Here is a 17419-nt window from a genome sequence, read left to right on the forward strand (position 1 = left end):
TTTTGATGAAAATCAATAAACTCAATGATCAACAAAGCACTGTAAAATTCCATTTTCAAAAACAGATAATTCTCTGCATTGACTACGGTGTTGTTGCTCCGTTATTTGTTTGATTATTTGGCTGAATAACGGAAGAAGAACTAAGGCAGACAAGAGCTGCTTAATGAGTCTTCTTTAATTTTTTCATATTAATCTGACATTATGTTCGGATTCAATTCGGGTAAATTTTTAAATATATAAAAGTATTTTATAGACATTCTTTGTAATAATAATTTTAAATAAATTTGATTTATATTTTTGAAATATAACAAATTAAATTTATTCCTGATCTCGGAAAATAGTAAATAAAAGCATCGATTGATTGATAAGTTGAGATCTGTTTTTCTCAGTTTTTCTGATTAAGTTTGACAACTATTCGGATTTTGTTTTTTTATTTCTACCGAGTTAGATTACATGCTAATCTGACTTTATGTTCGGATTATTGATTAGATCGTATGACTACGCGTAAACCTCGTCAAACTCGAGCCAAAGTCACTGTCGACACGATTATTGAAGCAGGTTTTATTGCAGTGGCACTTCATGGACCGAGTGGAACCACGACACGTCATATTGCAGAAATTGCAGGGGTGAGTGTCGGGTCTTTATACGAATATTTTAAAAATAAAGAAGAAATTTATGATGCGATGAATCACTTTTTTGTTCGGGAAATTCTGGACATGATTACAGAGCTTACACCGACGATTTTACAGTTGGAGTTAGAGCCTGTCATTGAAATGATTTTTTATACTTTTAGTGATTTATTAAAGAAAAATAATGACCGCTATTTGACTGTTTTGCGCTATGCAGGGGAATTGCAGTACGACAAATACATTCCCAAAATTGAACAGGCTTTAATGGAAGTCATCATGAAATATATGATGCATAATCCCAAATACCTAAAAATTAATAATTTACCCGTAATTACCTATATATGTATCAATAGTGGAATTTTTAATGTCGCACGGCATCTTATTTTGCCAAACCCTTATATTAGTTTTGATGAAATGGTACAGGGGCTAACCACGATGATCATGAGTTATATCAACACAGAGATGGCGCGTTCAGAAGAGCATTGAGCAGAGATAGCATTTTCATAAGTCGACTAAACAATATAAAAAGCCCTCACATAAAGTTTATGTGAGGGCTTAGTTGCATTATGGCATGGTTGGAACTTCTTCAGGACGCATATCGAAAATCAAAATTTCGGCATGATCACCATTGGTAAACGATAAGCTTCCACCGTCACGAATACGTGCTGCGTCGCCAGTATTAAAAGTTTTACCATTTACATCAACACGACCTTTGGCAACGTGTAGGTACACATAACGACCATCAGGAATCACAAAGTCAGCAGTTTCTTCACCATCAAAAAGACCTGAGTAAATATTAATGTCTTGTTTGATCGATAAAGTTTTCTCGCCACCTTTCGGTGAGATGATCAAATGCAATTTACCGCGTTTGTCTGCTTCATCAATATGAACTTGTTGATAGCCCGGATCTGTATTCACTTCATTTGGAACAACCCAAATTTGCAAGAAATGAACACCTTCTTGAGCTGAATGGTTAAATTCACTATGAGCAACACCACGACCTGCACTCATTAGCTGAATGTCACCCGGCACAATCACAGAGCCTGTACCCATCGAATCTTTATGCTCTAATGCACCTTCAAGTACATAGGAAATAATTTCCATATTACGGTGAGGGTGAGTACCAAAGCCTTTAGATGGAGCAACGTTATCATCATTAATTACAAGCAGATCCGAAAAACCAACTTGTTTAGGATCCCAATAGTTAGCAAATGAAAAGCTATGTTTTGATTGTAACCAACCATGATGTGCTGCACCACGCTCGTGAGATAAACGCATATCAAACATGATGTATTCTCCTGATTTAATTTTTTATCTGAGTACAGTTTATCGTAGCGTTTATTGGAATGAAGCTATGAAAATAGAAAGCTTGGTACGATTTATAGAACGATAAAATTTGGACGTAATTTTGCTAGTCAACCAATAGAGTCAAAGGAGAAAAAATATTTTTTAAATAAGATGAAGATTTCTTTGAGATGAATTTTTACTTTTAAAGCTAAACATGCAACATAGAAATTAGTCGCTAAAGAAACAATTTTAAAGAAAAGTATATTAACGAAAATAGCTCCTTTTTATTTCATTTAAAGCTTAGCAAATAAAAAGAAATTTCAAGCTGTATACACATTTGTCTATGCTCTATCTTTAAAATAACTTAAGAGTTAAAACCGGTAAAAAGATAATATTAAAAATAACCAAAATAAGCCCTTATTAAATAAAGTTACTTTTCAATGGAAAAGTTTAGTATTTATTAGGTTTTTTAATGATATTTTAAAAATAACTTTTATTTTCAATAATTTGAATAAGAGTGTGTTATTGTAAATAAATGTGAAAATATTCACAAAGCTATAATTTTTTGTTAAGATCATTAACATTAAAAACATAGAGATAATAATAATGATCAATAAGGTATTAATAGTGTTGTGCGTGGGTATCGTCTTTGTATTAGGATATTGGGCCTATTTAGATACTCAAAATAAAAGACATCAAGAGCTCATGCGGATCATTCAAGAAGCAGAACAAAATTTACAAAGTATCGAACGCAATCCTAATCATGCTCACCACAGCAATTTGGCTTCCTATAATTTGCAAGGATATATAAGTGAGAAAAAAATTATTTTCTAGCAATAATGAGCTATAAATTTCTAACTTTTTACAGTGTCATTGGTCATATCTTTTCATAAATTTTGATCATGTTTCTGTTGAATCTGTTAAACTTATTTAACGTATAGTAAAAAAGCTGCATAGGGGTTATGCAGCTTTTTTGTGTTTCAAGAGGGGCTGTGGTTATTTGCTATGTATAAAGCTAGAAATCAAATGAGTGGCATATTTGTTGCTTCTTAAATTTGAGATTCTTGTTTATAGGACTGAACAGAAAAACAATATTGTTCAGCGACCTACATAGACGTAAATATTCCACAGTTCAGATTTTGCATAGAGGCTACTTATGGCGGCGCCCAATTCTTCGGCAGGCTGGTTAGAGCGTTTATTTAAACTAAGCGACAATAAAACCACTTTCCGAACTGAAGTTCTTGCTGGTGTAACTACATTCCTAACGATGTGTTACATCATTATTGTCAATCCACTCATTTTATCTGAAACCGGCATGGATCATGGTGCCGTATTCGTTGCGACCTGTTTGGCAGCAGCAATCGGATGTTTAGTAATGGGGATCATTGCTAATTATCCAATCGCACTGGCCCCTGGTATGGGTTTAAACGCTTACTTTACCTACTCGGTTTGTATGGGAATGGGCGTGCCATGGCAAACAGCTTTAGCCGCTGTTTTTGTTTCAGGCCTTGTCTTTCTTGCAATTAGTTTCTTTAAAATTCGTGAAGCGATTGTTAATGCGATTCCAATGTCACTTAAGTTTGCAATCGGTGGTGGTATTGGTTTGTTCCTAGCACTGATTGCACTAAAAAATGCTGGAATCATTGTTGATAACCAAGCGACATTAGTCGGTTTGGGCGATATCAAACAGCCTACAGTATTATTAGCGTTATTCGGATTTTTAATGATTGTGGTTTTACACCAGTTAAAGGTTCGCGGCGCAATCATTATTAGTATTTTAGTTGTTACAGCCATCGCTACTGCTTTAGGTTTAAATGAATTTAAGGGTGTAGTGGGTCAAATTCCTTCAATTGCACCAACATTCATGCAAATGGACTTTGAAGGTCTATTTACTGCAAGTATGGTGGGCGTCATTTTCGTATTCTTTATTGTCGACTTGTTCGACAGTACAGGTACTTTGGTTGGTGTTTCACACCGTGCTGGTCTTTTACAAGACGGTAAATTACCTCGTTTGAAGAAAGCATTATTCGCAGACTCTACTGCAATCGTTGCAGGTGCCGCATTAGGTACATCTTCAACTACACCATATATCGAATCAGCTTCAGGTGTAGCAGCAGGCGGACGTACTGGTTTAACTGCTGTTGTGGTTGCAGTCTTATTTATCTGCTGTTTATTTTTAGCACCTCTTGCTCAATCTGTACCAGGTTTTGCAACGGCGCCAGCTTTATTGTTCATTGGTGTGTTGATGATCCAAGGAATCACTCACATTGATTGGGATGATATTACTGAAGCTGTTCCAGCATTTTTAACCATTGTATTTATGCCATTCACCTATTCAATTGCTGATGGTATTGCAATGGGCTTTATTAGCTATGCATTAGTTAAATTATTCACGGGTAAGGCAAAAACTGTACCGTACATGGTATGGATTATTGCTGCGCTTTGGGTATTTAAATTTATCGCGTTTGGCGGTTAATATGATTTTTTATAATTTTCTTCTTGAGCTATCTTAGACATAGTTTTCAATAAGAAGAAAATTATAAAAGGGTGTGATTTTGACCACACCCTTTTTTCTTTAGACGTGGAGTTAATATGAATCAAGTCGAGCTGATTCGCGCCTTACCAAAAGCCGAATTGCATGTGCATATTGAAGGGACTTTCGAACCTGAATTAATGTTTGCAATTGCCCAGCGCAATCAGATTCAGATTCCTTACAAATCTGTTGAAGAAGTAAAGCAAGCTTATAACTTTCATAATCTTCAATCATTCTTAGATATTTACTATGCTGGTGCAAATGTTCTTGTACATGAACAAGACTTCTATGATTTAGCATGGGCTTATTTTGAGAAATGTGCCGAAGATCATGTTGTTCACACAGAAATGTTCTTTGATCCGCAAACCCACACAGACCGTGGTGTTGCGTTCTCAACTGTGATTAATGGTTTAAAGCGCGCTTGTGCAGATGCCAAAGCTAAGTTTGGTATTAGCTCTCAACTGATTATGTGTTTCTTACGTCATTTAAGTGAAGAAGCTGCATTTGAAACACTTGAGCAGGCTTTACCATTTAAACAAGACATTATTGCAGTTGGCCTTGATTCAAGTGAAGTAGGGCATCCACCAGCTAAATTTGAACGTGTGTTTGCTAAGGCGCGTGAAGAAGGCTTCTTAATCGTGGCTCATGCTGGTGAAGAAGGTCCACCTGAATATGTATGGGAAGCTTTAGATCTACTCAAAGTGAACCGTATTGATCATGGTGTACGTTCTGAAGAAGATGAACAATTAATGGCGCGTTTAATTAATGAAAAAATGCCATTAACGGTTTGTCCTTTAAGTAATTTAAAGCTATGTGTTGTTAAGGATATGAAAGATCACAATATCCGCCGTCTTTTACAAAAAGGCGTACATGTGACGGTTAACTCAGATGATCCTTCATATTTTGGTGGATATATGAATGATAATTTCTTTGCCATCCAGCAAGCATTAGACTTAAACAATGATGAGTTGAAACAACTCGCAATTAATTCTTTTGAAGCTTCTTTCATTTCAGATGAAGAGAAACAAAAGTGGATTGCAGAAATCCAAAAAATTTAAATAAAAAAACCGCCTATCTCGGGCGGTTTTTTTATACATCAGGTTTATTTAGGTTGTTTGGTCATACTATTTAAAATATTGTCTTTATCAATAAAGTGATGTTTCAAAGCTGCAAGTACATGCCCAACAATGAGAAAACCAGCAAACCAAGAAATATAAACGTGTAATGGTTTAACAACAGCTAAAAGCTCTGGGTTATCTTGTACTAAACGCGGAATTTCAAATAAATATAAAACAGGGGCAGGGTGACCTGCGCTCCAGCTAAATAAACAACCAGTGACAGGTAAAGCCACCAAAATCACATAAAGCAATAGATGACCAATGTGAGCCAAAGTTTTCATCATTGGAGACATGCTGTCAGGTAGTTTTGGAGCTGGGTGTGTGTAGCGCCATAAAATCCGGATAATCACCAAAAAGATAATGGTGGTCGCAATATTTTTGTGCAGCGTAATGACATCGCCTTTAAAGGGACCATCAACGTCATAACTTAAAAAATTTCCACTATAGAAACCAATAGCCCATGCTGCGATGAAAATGATTGCCATCACCCAATGCAGGATTTGTGCGGTACGGGTGTAATACTGAGATGAAACAGCAGGCATAAAAAACCTATTTTTTTGTCGTTTTGATTTTCAATTTTATGAGAAAGCACTGATTTTGAGAAATGTTTTAAATGTAACAGAGCGTGCTAAAAACAGAACGTTTAAGGAAAAATGCATTTGATGAGCTGAGTTTTGCTGGGGAAAAAAGATTGCATAAATGCATCAAATTATTTGTTTCTTCTAAAGTCGAGTTTAGGCACAATACGCGCTGCCAACGTTCAATCAAAGGAAAAAATCATGAAAAAATTGATGCTCGCTCTAGCACCAGTTGTTTTAGCTTTAACAGCATGTGCAACAACTACAGGCACTGGTACAGGTGCTGCTTCTGCACAAACCACAACTCAACAATTGGGAGTTGCTGCGTTAAAGGTTGCTGTAAATGCGAAATGTATTACAGAGATTAATAATGTTGCAGCTTGGAAAACAGCAACAAAATATATGACTGCTGAGCAACGTGATAGCATCCAAACCAATGTTTGTGGTTGTGTGAGCGAAAAGGCTCCAAACAGTGTGACAGCAGTAGAATTAGCTGCAGCTGCACTTGATGTAAATACACGTGCTACAATCGTAAACCAAGTGGTTTCTAAAACTGTAAATGCTTGTGTGGCAGAAGCTTTACAAAAGTAATTAATAAATTATGTGTTAAAGAAGGCTGATTACTATTGATCAGCCTCTTTTGTTTAAAGGTAGTGAGTCAATGTTTATTGCTGGTGTAGATGAGGCGGGACGGGGACCTTTAGTAGGTTCGGTTGTGGCAGCGGCCGTTATTTTAGATCCGAATAATCCAATTTTAGGATTAAATGATTCTAAAAAATTAACTGAAAAGAAACGTGAAAAGTTGTTTATTGAAATACAAGAAAAAGCCTTAGCTTGGTCAATTGCTGAAGCAACTCATGCTGAAATTGATGAGCTAAATATTTTACAGGCGACTTTTTTGGCTATGCAGCGTGCTGTTGATGGTTTGAAAACCCAACCTCAAAAAGTCATTGTAGATGGTAATCAAATTCCGAAAGGAATTATGATTCCTTGTGAAGCCATTATTGGTGGAGACGCAAGCCATGCTGAAATTAGTGCAGCAAGTATCTTGGCAAAAGTGACACGAGATCGACAAATGGCGGAATTAGATCAGCAATATCCGTTATTTGGTTTTGCCAAACATAAAGGATATCCAACCAAAGCACATTTTGAAGCGATTGCCGCGCATGGCGTGATTGATCAGCATCGTCGTAGTTATGCACCTGTTAAACGTGCTTTAGGTCTATAAATACAAACACTTTAAAAATTTAAAGCGACTATAAAGTCGCTTTAATTAGGGAGAGAACAACTTCATACTAACGATTGAAGTTTTTCTGTGCATAATTATCATCTTCATAAGAAACTTGATAATCTTGATCAAGATGTTGAAGGTGTTCATGCATTGCACGTTCATGTTGAATACGTTGATAAATTTCTTCGCGATGAACAGAAACCTCTTTTGGTGCATTCACACCAATACGAACCTGGTTTCCTTTGACGCCAAGCACAGTAACACTGACTTGATCCCCAATCATTAATGTTTCCCCGACACGGCGGGTCAGAATCAGCATGTTTATCTCCTTGCTAAACGCTTAAAACTGCAATATTGGTACCCAAATAAAAAGCTCAACCTCAGTTTTCAGTCAGATTCTAACAGAAATATGAGAACAAAGTCATATTTTGATAATCACTGCCAAAAAACTTTCCGTTTAATATAACAGAGCCGCTATAAAAAAAACTATAGCGGCTCTGTGTTTTCTTTGATTATTGTCGGACAAGTAAACATTTTTTAATGAATTCTTGACCGTTTGGTAAAATTAAGCGCGGGCGCTGCTTTCACCATGTTCGCGATCTAAACCAAATGCGGTATGTAGGCAACGAACTGCAAGTTCAAGGTATTTCTCATCAATAATGACAGAAACTTTAATTTCAGAAGTTGAAATCATAAGAATATTGATACCTTCATCAGCAAGGGCAGTGAACATTTTGCTCGCTACACCTGCGTGTGAACGCATACCTACACCAACGATAGATACTTTAACGATGTCATCACGTGTTGAAACTTCACGTGCGCCAATATTTTTAGCAGTTTCGTTTAAGATTTTTTCAGCTTTCGCTAAATCAACACGGTTTACAGTGAAAGTGAAATCTGTTGTGCCATCTTCTTCAACATTTTGCACTATCATATCGACTTCGATATTGGCATCACTTACTGGTGATAAGATTTTAGAAGCAATGCCTGGTTCATCAGGTACACCTAAAATCGTTAATTTTGCTTCGTCACGGTTAAAAGCAATACCTGCAATAATTGGCTGTTCCATAGTATCTTCTGCCTCAGTAGTAATGAGTGTACCAACATTTTCTTTAAATTCGTCGTCAAAAACGCCGTCGTCGTCATTATCAAAGCTTGATAATACACGTAAAGGAACTTGATATTTCCCGGCAAACTCTACTGAGCGAATTTGTAAAACTTTAGAACCTAATGATGCCATTTCTAGCATTTCTTCAAAAGAAATACGGTCGATTTTTTTGGCTTTAGGAGCAACGCGAGGGTCAGTGGTGTAAACACCATCTACATCAGTGTAAATCTGGCATTCGTCAGCTTTTAAAGCAGCAGCAAGAGCAACACCAGAAGTATCTGAACCACCTCGACCTAGTGTGGTAGTATTTCCATTAGCATCAAAGCCTTGGAAACCAGCAACCACAATAACACGGCCTGCATCTAGGTCATTGGTCATGACATCTGTATCAATAGACTCGATACGCGCCTTGGTAAATGCACTGTCAGTTTTAATACCGACTTGACGTCCGGTATAGGATTTAGCTTCCACACCAATCGAATTAAGTGCCATAGCTAACATGGAAATCGTCACCTGTTCACCGGTTGAAACCATTTGGTCTAACTCACGTGGGTCAGGTGTTTCGGTAATGGCTTTAGCGAGAGCAAGTAAGCGGTTTGTTTCACCACTCATTGCAGATACGACCACAACAACCTTGTGACCGTGATCATGCCAACGCTTCACACGACGAGCAACATTTAAAATGCGCTCGGGGGTACCCATAGAAGTACCGCCATATTTTTGAACGATTAATGCCATAGTTGTTCCATATAAGCCATGACCCTGAGAGGCTTTTCAGGGTCAGTTACACAAAAAGTGAAGTCTTATTTTTGTTCAAGCCATGCAGGTAATGCTGCGATAACTTGTCCAAACTTCTCGTTAAGTGGCGCGCCACCTTGTGCTAAGTCAGGTTTACCACCACCTTTACCACCTAACTCGGTTGCTAGATGTTTGATGATGTCACCTGCTTTTAGAGTTGTAGTGTATTGTGATGCAACTGAAGCAAGTAGGCTGACTTTGTCACCCTCTACACCAGCTAACACAATAACTGCATTCTCTAATTTCGATTTAACACTGTCGTGTAAGTTGCGAAGTGATTTTGCATCTACACCTTGAACAGTGGTAATAAGCGTTTGACGACCAGCAATGGTTTGTACCTGATCAATCAATTCTGATGCTTGGAAGTTTGCCAATTTCTGGTTGAGCTGTTCAATCTGCTTTTGTAATGCAGAAACCAATTCAACATTGGCTTGTACACGCTCAACAGTTTGGTCTTTCTGTGCTTTTAATAAGCCATTAATGTGCTGGATATCAGCATCAGTTTTTTGTACTACATCTAGCGCTTTAGTACCTGTAACAGCTTCAATACGACGTACACCAGCAGCTACACCACCTTCAGAAGTGATTTTGAATAAACCAATATCACCTGTACGTTTAACGTGGATACCACCACAAAGTTCAATTGAGAAATTTTTCTCATCAATAATTGAACCCATAGAAAGTACACGTACTTCATCACCATATTTTTCACCGAACAACATCATGGCACCTTTAGCTTTTGCAGCCTCGATATCAAGAAGTTCGGTTGTTACAGCACTATTTGCAATAATTTCTGCATTCACTAAGCGCTCAACTTGTTGTAACTGTTCAAAAGTTACCGGCTGGTCATTAGCAAAGTCGAAACGTAAGATATCGCTTGCAACTAAAGAACCTTTTTGTTGTACATGTGAGCCTAAGATTTGACGAAGGGCAGCATGTAATAAGTGAGTTGCAGAGTGGTTACGTGCAGTTGCTTCACGAATGTCTGCTTTAACAATCGCTTCAACATTTTGATCTGCTTTAAGACTACCAACGGTCACAATACCTTGATGAACAAAGGCACCGCCTGACTTTTTAGTATCTTGAACTTCAAAAATACCAGTTTCATTTTTGAAGATACCAGTATCACCAATCTGACCACCACTTTCAGCATAGAAAGGAGTTTGGTTTAGAACGATAAGCGCTTCGTCACCTTCAGAAACTTCATCAACTTGTACGCCATCTTTATAGATCGCTACAATTTGACCTTGACCAGTAGTGTTGATGTAACCATCAAACTGAGTTTCGCCTTCAACTTTTACAATGTTGTTGTAGTCGACTGCAAACTTACCAGCATCACGAGCACGTTGACGCTGTGCTGCCATTTCTACTTCAAAACCAGCTTCATCAATAATAAAGTCACGTTCACGTGCAATATCAGCAGTTAAGTCTGTCGGGAAGCCGTAAGTGTCGTAAAGTTTGAATACAGTCGCACCAGGAATCGTCTTATCTTTTAATTGAGCAAGCTCACCTTCAAGTAGTTTTAAGCCTTGCTCAAGTGTTTTAGCAAACTGTTCTTCTTCACGAATTAAAGTTGCTTCAATCACGTCTTTACGCGCTGCAAGCTCTGGATATGCATCACCCATAACTTCAATTAAAGGTTGCAACATTTTGTAGAAGAACGTACCAGTTGCACCAAGTTTATTACCGTGACGCACAGCGCGGCGGATAATACGGCGAAGTACATAACCGCGACCTTCATTACTTGGATTTACACCATCAGCAATGAGGAAACAGCATGAGCGCGCATGGTCTGCAACAACACGTAAAGAAGGCTGACCTTGGTCTTCAATACCAATAATATTTGCAGCAGCTTTTAATAAGTGTTGGAACAGGTCAATATCGTAGTTTGAATTAACATGTTGCAATACAGCAGAGATACGCTCTAAGCCCATACCTGTATCAACAGATGGAGCAGGAAGAGGGTGAAGTACGCCATCAGCAGTACGGTTAAACTGCATGAAAACGTTGTTCCAGATTTCAATGAAACGGTCGCCGTCTTCTTCAGGTGAGCCTGGTAATCCACCCCAAATGTGATCACCATGGTCAAAGAAAATCTCAGAACATGGACCGCATGGGCCAGTATCACCCATTGCCCAGAAGTTATCAGATGCGTATTTTTCACCTTTATTATCACCAATACGGATAATACGTTCTGGCGCTAAACCGATTTCTTTGTTCCAGATGTCGTAAGCTTCGTCATCGGTGTGGTAAACCGTGGCATAAAGTTTATCTTTTGGTAAAGCAAGCCATTCTTCGCTGGTTAAAAATTCCCATGCGAATTTAAGCGCATCACGTTTGAAATAATCACCGAATGAGAAATTACCTAACATTTCGAAGAATGTATGGTGACGTGCAGTGTAGCCAACGTTGTCTAAGTCATTGTGTTTACCGCCAGCGCGTACACATTTTTGAGATGTAGTTGCACGCACATAGTCACGTTTCTCAAGACCTAAAAAGCAGTCTTTAAACTGGTTCATCCCAGCATTTGTAAATAATAAAGTTGGGTCGTTGGCAGGAACAAGAGAACTCGACGCGACACGTGTATGCCCTTGCGTTTCAAAGTAGCGCAAAAATGCTTCACGAATTTCAGCAGATGTCATTAAACGAGTACTCACAACCAAGTCACTCCATATTTTCGAATTTGGCTAAATGTATCAATGCCTGTTTGTTTTATGCCAAACCTTAGCATGTGATACGGGGCTTATTTTTTAAAAACGCTAAATTGTAGCGGAAAAACCCCACCGAACCAACGATTTTAAAAGGAATATCTTACAAAACTGTGATTTGGCTAAAAATCTATATTCAATTGGCCTTGACGTGCTTTACTATATGCCTTCTTTAGTTTGTAGTTTTGTTGATAAGGATAGGTCATGCAACGTATCGCCATTAATGGGTTTGGTCGGATTGGACGTAATGTTTTACGCGCCTGGTTCGAGAGCCCAAAACAATTTCATTTTGAAATCGTGGCGATTAACGATATAGCAGATGTCCAGACATTAGTACATTTATTTAAATATGATTCTACGCACGGCCGTTTCAATGGAAATGTAGATATATTCATTGAAAATGAAAAAGTTTTTTTGAATATTCAGTCAAATCAACGAACGTTAAAAGTTGAGGTTTTAAAGCAGAAACAACCTGAACTTTTACCATGGTCTAGTTTAGATATTGATGTGGTACTTGAGTGTACGGGACTGTTCCGTTCTCATGCGGATGCAACACGTCATCTACAAGCAGGGGCGAAACGGGTCATTATTGGGGCGGCACCTTTTGATCATGTCGATGCAGCCATTGTTTATGGTGTGAACCATAATGAAGTCAAAGTGACTGATCAGATCATATCAAGCGTTTCATGTACTACGCAGGCTTTGGTTCCATTAGTAAAAATCATTGATGATGCTTTCGGTATTGAAACTGCACTTATGACAGAAATTCATGCAGTAACAGCAGATCAATCTGTACTTGATCACGCACATCGTGATTTACGTCGTGCTAGAGCTTCAGGGCAAAATATTATCCCAACTACGTCTAGTGCACTCGGTGCATTAAAACGTGTTATGCCTAAGATGGAAGACCGTATTGATGGTTATTCAATTCGGGTACCGACTATTAATGTAGCTGCAATTGACTTAACTTTTATCGCGCAATCTCCAATTACTGTGCATCACATTAATGAAATACTAATTAAAGCATCTCAAACAGACTATGCAGAAATTATGGCGGTAACAGATGAGCCATTGGTTTCAAGTGATTTCAATCATTCACCTTATTCACTCATCGTTGATTTAACTCAAACTATGGTTGTAGGGCATCAAGCTAAAGTATTCGCTTGGTACGATAATGAATGGGGCTATGCAAATCGTTTATTGGATCTGTGTGATTCTTTCTAAATTTAAAATACCTTAAGAAAGCTATTCAAAGATTAAATCTGGTTAATTGGCAACAAGGGGATAGCTCAGATATTGGCCCATTCTTTGGTCGAAGAACTTTTGTCTATGATATGAGTGAATGAGAATAAGATATTGAATATTATCATTAATTCATGAAATCTTATTTTTGACTTTAGAGTTTATTAAGAAAGATTTATGCAAATTGTCAGGTGCATGGCACAAAGTATCATGCTACACTAAGAGAAATCGGGTGTGTTCCCGATTTTTTTATGTGGGGTCGTTCCACGTTGATCAGATTTTAGGCTTGAAATATGACCATTTCAGAGACATGGTTGCTGCCTGACGGGGTAGCAGATGTATTGCCGGAACAGGCGCAAGTCATTGAAAAACTTCGCCGTGAAGCTTTAGATTTCCTCGCGGTACGAGGTTATCAATTGGTATATACACCATTTATCGAATACATCGAATCGTTGTCTTCATTATCAGAATCAAATCAAGACTTAGATTTAGTAACTTTTAAGGTCATTGATCAGCTCTCAGGCCGTTTACTCGGTGTTCGTGCTGATATGACGCCACAAGTTGCACGTATCGATGCACATGTAAGACCAGTTGAAGGCGTTGCACGTTACTGTTATTCAGGGACTGTATTACATACTAAACCACAAAATTTTAATGCCACACGTGCACCTCTACAATTAGGTGCAGAGTTATACGGGCATGACAGTATCGAAGCTGATGTCGAAATGGTCGATGTTATGCTGGGGTTGATTGAGAACATCTATACTTTACAAGGCGCGCATTTAGATTTGGGCCATGTAGGGTTGTTCCGCAGTTTAGTAAAATGTGCTGGACTGTCAAAAAATGAAGAGCATGAGCTTTCAGATCTTTATCAAAGAAAAGCGTTACCAGAGTTAGCTGAATTTACTCAAAACCTCAATATGGGTTCTGATTTCTATGCACTTGGCCGCTATTCTAGTGATCTAGAAGCATTACAGGCGAATTTAAGTGCAAACATCTTACAAGATACTGAATTTAAGTCAGCATTAGATGCACTTAAAACAACACTTGCGCAAATTAAAGGCCGTTGGCCAAATCTCAATATCGGTATTGATGTTGTAGAGCTCCGTAGTTATCACTACCACACTGGCTTAATGTATGCGGTCTATGCACCGAATCGTGCTGCGCCTTTAGCGCAGGGTGGTCGTTATGATGGTATTGGTGAGCACTTTGGCCGCGCACGTCCTGCTACTGGCTTTAGTTGTGATTTATATGCCCTAGGTGCAAATCAGTTCGCCGAAATCGAAACTGTTGTTGCTCCAAAAGGCTCAGAACAGGATTTACTCTCAGCAATTTCGAATGCACGTGCTCAAGGTTTACGTGTCGTTCAATTGTTAGGTAATGATGATTTAAGTTCTATTCCATATGCGACCCATCAACTCGTGTCGCAAAATGGACAATGGAATATTGAAAAGATTTAATCGCCAACGGTAAATTTTTACTGGTGGTTTCCAATTTTAACAGCATGATGTAATGAGGCTATTATGGGCAAAAATGTTGTGGTACTTGGTACCCAATGGGGCGACGAAGGTAAAGGTAAAATCGTCGACCTGCTCACAGATCAGGCGGCTGCGGTAGTACGTTATCAAGGCGGACATAACGCAGGTCATACTCTTGTCGTAGGTGGTAAAAAGACTGTATTGCACCTCATTCCATCAGGCATTTTACGTGAAAACGTATTGTGCTTAATTGGTAATGGTGTAGTACTTTCACCAGCCGCGTTAATTGAAGAAATGGGAATTTTGGAAGCGGAAGGTGTTCCTGTTAAAGAACGTCTACGTATTTCTCCAAACTGTCCACTCATTTTGCCTAACCACATTGCACTTGATCAGGCACGTGAGAAGAAACGTGGTAATGCTAAAATCGGTACTACAGGTCGTGGTATTGGTCCTGCATACGAAGATAAAGTGGCTCGACGTGCAGTGCGTGTTGCTGACCTTGTTCGTGGTGGTGCAGCGTTAGAAGAAAAACTTCAAGAAATGCTTGAGTTACATAACTTCCAATTAACTCAGTTCTACGGTGTAGAAGCTGTTAAATTTGAAGATGTATTGGCTCTTTGCAACCAATGGCGTGAAGTGCTTGCTCCATTAGTTATTGATGTGACTAAAGTATTGCATGACTATCGCAAAGAAGGTAAGGCTGTAATGTTTGAAGGAGCTCAAGGCTCACTTCTAGACATCGACCACGGTACTTATCCGTATGTTACAAGTTCAAATACAACTGCTGGTGGCGTAAGCTCTGGTTCAGGTATGGGACCTTTACATCTTGATTATGTATTAGGTATTACTAAAGCTTATACAACACGTGTAGGTGCTGGTCCATTCCCAACTGAATTGGTTTACGATGCAGCTGCTGATTCTGGTGATCCGATTGGTAAACACCTAGGTACAGTTGGTCATGAATTTGGTGCTTCTACTGGCCGTCAACGTCGTTGTGGTTGGTTTGATGCCGAAATTCTTCGCCGTTCTGTAGATGTAAACTCACTTTCAGGTATTTGCTTAACTAAACTTGACGTTTTAGATGGTTTGGAAGAAGTAAAAATCTGTGTAGGTTATGAAAATACAGATTCAGGTTGTGTAGGTTCTTCAGATGCGGTTTCTTTTGAATGCTTGAAGCCAATCTATGAAACTATGCCGGGCTGGAGCGAGTCGACTGTTGGTTTAACTAGTATCGATCAATTACCAGCAAATGCTTTAGCTTATGTTAAACGTATTGAACAATTAATTGAATGTCCGATTGATATCGTTTCAACTGGTCCAGACCGTGCAGAAACAATTGTTTTACGTCATCCATTCTCTGCTTAATTAGCAAAGATTAAAAAGGCCTCCTGAAAGGGGGCTTTTTTTATACCCGACTAAAGTGCAGTTTTCGTTTTATTAGATTCAGATTAAAACGTTATATATAGATAAGGAGGGATGGGCTCAGGATGAAGCTGCAACCAACTATTTCAAAAACAATTTTTTATTCTTTTTTATTTGCTATTGGTGGTTCACCCACGCTGGCGATGTTGGTTATTTATGGACAGGAATATCATGAAGATTTCTTTATGACAGCTTTTATGAGCTTGTCGGTTTTGTTCGCATGTGTGTTAATTCCTGTTGTACTCATACAAAATAGTTATTTACTCTGGAAACGGGAAAGTCCTAATCTTGAAGAGAAAGTTAAAACCTTAAGTCATGTTTATTTGGGTTTAAATGTAATTTGTTTAATTTTCTGGATTTATTTGATGACTTTATCTACTTGATCGTTACATAAATACTATGATCATGAAGAAATGAGACATTCAAAGCATGAGTGGTATTTCTTATAATAAGTGCAAAAGAATAAACAGCTTTTTATCGATTTAGGTGATCCGTGTTATGAATAAAAAACTCTTTTTAAGCTTGTGTGCAGCAAGTGTGATGACCATTTCTGGCTGTGCAACAGTGGCGGACATGGCTGGTGCAGATACTGCAACCTTAAATGCTCAATCTGCTCAAGGTTTTAATAAGATGGTGCAGGAAGCACGTGGTAAGGGTGCTCTCGATACAAGCTCTAGTACATATAACCGTATTAATGCTGTATTCAACCGTTTAAAACCATATGCCAACCAGATGAATCAGACTGGTCAACCATTTAGCTGGCAGTTAGCGGTGTTGAAATCAGATACAATTAACGCTTACGTTGCACCTGGTGGCAAGGTCGTGTTCTATACAGGTATTGTGAATAAATTGAACCTGACAGATGCTGAAATTGCAGCTGTTATGGGACATGAAATGACACATGCTTTAGAAGAGCATGCAAAAAGTAAAATCGGCGCTCAGGCTTTAACTGATTTAGCATTAAATATTGGCTTAAGTCAGATTAATGGTGGTAATGTAGGTCAGCTTGGTACTGCTGCTGCTCAGTTAGGTACACAAGTGGGTGTGGGCTTACCATATTCTCGTAGCTTGGAAAGTCGTGCTGACCAAGGTGGTTTAATGTTGATGGCGCGTGCAGGTTATAATCCAAATGCAGCGATTACGCTTTGGGAGAAAATGAATAAGCTTGAAGGTGGTGGTGGTTCATCATTCTTGTCTACTCACCCATCTAACTCACAACGTATTGGTGATATGCGTAAAAACTTACCTGCGGCAATGGCAGTTTATAATAGCCGAAAATAAGATGTA

General features: G+C 38.5%; 16 protein-coding genes. 11 read left to right on the plus strand and 5 right to left on the minus strand.

The annotated features are described in order from the left end of the window. Positions 1-494 precede the first annotated feature (494 nt). Complete coding sequence (locus MKX14_RS10125; RefSeq protein ID WP_002163161.1) at positions 495-1115, plus strand: TetR/AcrR family transcriptional regulator; 621 nt, start codon at positions 495-497, stop codon at positions 1113-1115. 78 nt (positions 1116-1193) lie between these two features. On the opposite strand, the gene MKX14_RS10130 is transcribed toward MKX14_RS10125, so the two are convergent. Beyond that, the gene (locus MKX14_RS10130; RefSeq protein WP_046812342.1) at positions 1194-1916 is read right to left on the minus strand and encodes a pirin family protein; all 723 of its coding nucleotides are present in this window, start codon (positions 1914-1916) and stop codon (positions 1194-1196) included. A 606-nt stretch (positions 1917-2522) separates the two neighbouring features. Between MKX14_RS10130 and MKX14_RS10135 the strand changes: the two genes are divergently transcribed. The 3 genes from MKX14_RS10135 (at position 2523) to MKX14_RS10145 (ending at position 5507) form a co-directional block, all read left to right on the plus strand. After that, entirely contained in the window at positions 2523-2750 is a 228-nt protein-coding gene (locus MKX14_RS10135) for a hypothetical protein (protein ID WP_046812341.1), read from the plus strand. 322 nt (positions 2751-3072) lie between these two features. Further along, positions 3073-4392, plus strand: a complete 1320-nt coding sequence (locus tag MKX14_RS10140; RefSeq protein ID WP_005070381.1) for an NCS2 family permease — start codon at positions 3073-3075, stop codon at positions 4390-4392. A gap of 116 nt (positions 4393-4508) precedes the next feature. Beyond that, positions 4509-5507, plus strand: a complete 999-nt coding sequence (locus tag MKX14_RS10145; protein ID WP_002163181.1) for an adenosine deaminase — start codon at positions 4509-4511, stop codon at positions 5505-5507. Between the two features lie 44 nt (positions 5508-5551). Here the strand turns inward: MKX14_RS10145 and yceJ are convergent, their stop codons facing one another. Further along, entirely contained in the window at positions 5552-6109 is a 558-nt protein-coding gene (gene yceJ, locus MKX14_RS10150; RefSeq protein ID WP_240282382.1) for a cytochrome b, read from the minus strand. Between the two features lie 237 nt (positions 6110-6346). Here yceJ and MKX14_RS10155 point away from each other — a divergent pair, with 237 nt between their 5' ends. After that, positions 6347-6736 (plus strand): hypothetical protein, encoded by a 390-nt coding sequence (locus tag MKX14_RS10155; protein WP_005076998.1) that lies wholly within the window; start codon positions 6347-6349, stop codon positions 6734-6736. A gap of 70 nt (positions 6737-6806) precedes the next feature. Next, positions 6807-7373 carry a ribonuclease HII gene (rnhB, locus tag MKX14_RS10160; protein WP_046812338.1) on the plus strand — a complete coding sequence of 189 codons (567 nt, stop codon included), beginning with the start codon at positions 6807-6809 and terminating at the stop codon, positions 7371-7373. 67 nt (positions 7374-7440) lie between these two features. Here rnhB and csrA read toward each other — a convergent pair whose 3' ends face one another. The 3 genes from csrA to alaS all read right to left on the minus strand — a co-directional run bounded on the left by csrA (position 7441) and on the right by alaS (position 11924). Continuing rightward, positions 7441-7695 carry a carbon storage regulator CsrA gene (csrA, locus tag MKX14_RS10165; RefSeq protein ID WP_000906487.1) on the minus strand — a complete coding sequence of 85 codons (255 nt, stop codon included), beginning with the start codon at positions 7693-7695 and terminating at the stop codon, positions 7441-7443. Between the two features lie 246 nt (positions 7696-7941). Then, on the minus strand, positions 7942-9222 hold the full coding sequence (gene lysC, locus MKX14_RS10170; RefSeq protein ID WP_002115333.1) for an aspartate kinase: 1281 nt from the start codon (positions 9220-9222) through the stop codon (positions 7942-7944). A gap of 65 nt (positions 9223-9287) precedes the next feature. Beyond that, positions 9288-11924 (minus strand): alanine--tRNA ligase, encoded by a 2637-nt coding sequence (gene alaS, locus MKX14_RS10175; protein ID WP_240282398.1) that lies wholly within the window; start codon positions 11922-11924, stop codon positions 9288-9290. Between the two features lie 270 nt (positions 11925-12194). Here alaS and epD point away from each other — a divergent pair, with 270 nt between their 5' ends. The 5 genes from epD (at position 12195) to MKX14_RS10200 (ending at position 17413) form a co-directional block, all read left to right on the plus strand. Beyond that, the gene (epD, locus tag MKX14_RS10180; RefSeq protein WP_005076995.1) at positions 12195-13214 is read left to right on the plus strand and encodes a type I glyceraldehyde-3-phosphate dehydrogenase; all 1020 of its coding nucleotides are present in this window, start codon (positions 12195-12197) and stop codon (positions 13212-13214) included. Positions 13215-13525: 311 nt separating this feature from the next. After that, positions 13526-14692, plus strand: coding sequence for an ATP phosphoribosyltransferase regulatory subunit (hisZ, locus tag MKX14_RS10185; protein ID WP_046812334.1), 1167 nt, complete (start codon positions 13526-13528; stop codon positions 14690-14692). Between the two features lie 63 nt (positions 14693-14755). Continuing rightward, complete coding sequence (gene purA / locus MKX14_RS10190) at positions 14756-16075, plus strand: adenylosuccinate synthase (RefSeq protein ID WP_002121613.1); 1320 nt, start codon at positions 14756-14758, stop codon at positions 16073-16075. Positions 16076-16197: 122 nt separating this feature from the next. Further along, a complete protein-coding gene (locus MKX14_RS10195) occupies positions 16198-16515 on the plus strand; it encodes a hypothetical protein (protein ID WP_002121533.1) in 318 nt (105 codons plus the stop codon). A 115-nt stretch (positions 16516-16630) separates the two neighbouring features. Then, entirely contained in the window at positions 16631-17413 is a 783-nt protein-coding gene (locus MKX14_RS10200) for a M48 family metallopeptidase (RefSeq protein WP_240282383.1), read from the plus strand. Positions 17414-17419 lie beyond the last annotated feature (6 nt).

It is taken from the genome of Acinetobacter pittii, assembly GCF_022449185.1.
GTDB lineage: Bacteria > Pseudomonadota > Gammaproteobacteria > Pseudomonadales > Moraxellaceae > Acinetobacter > Acinetobacter pittii_I.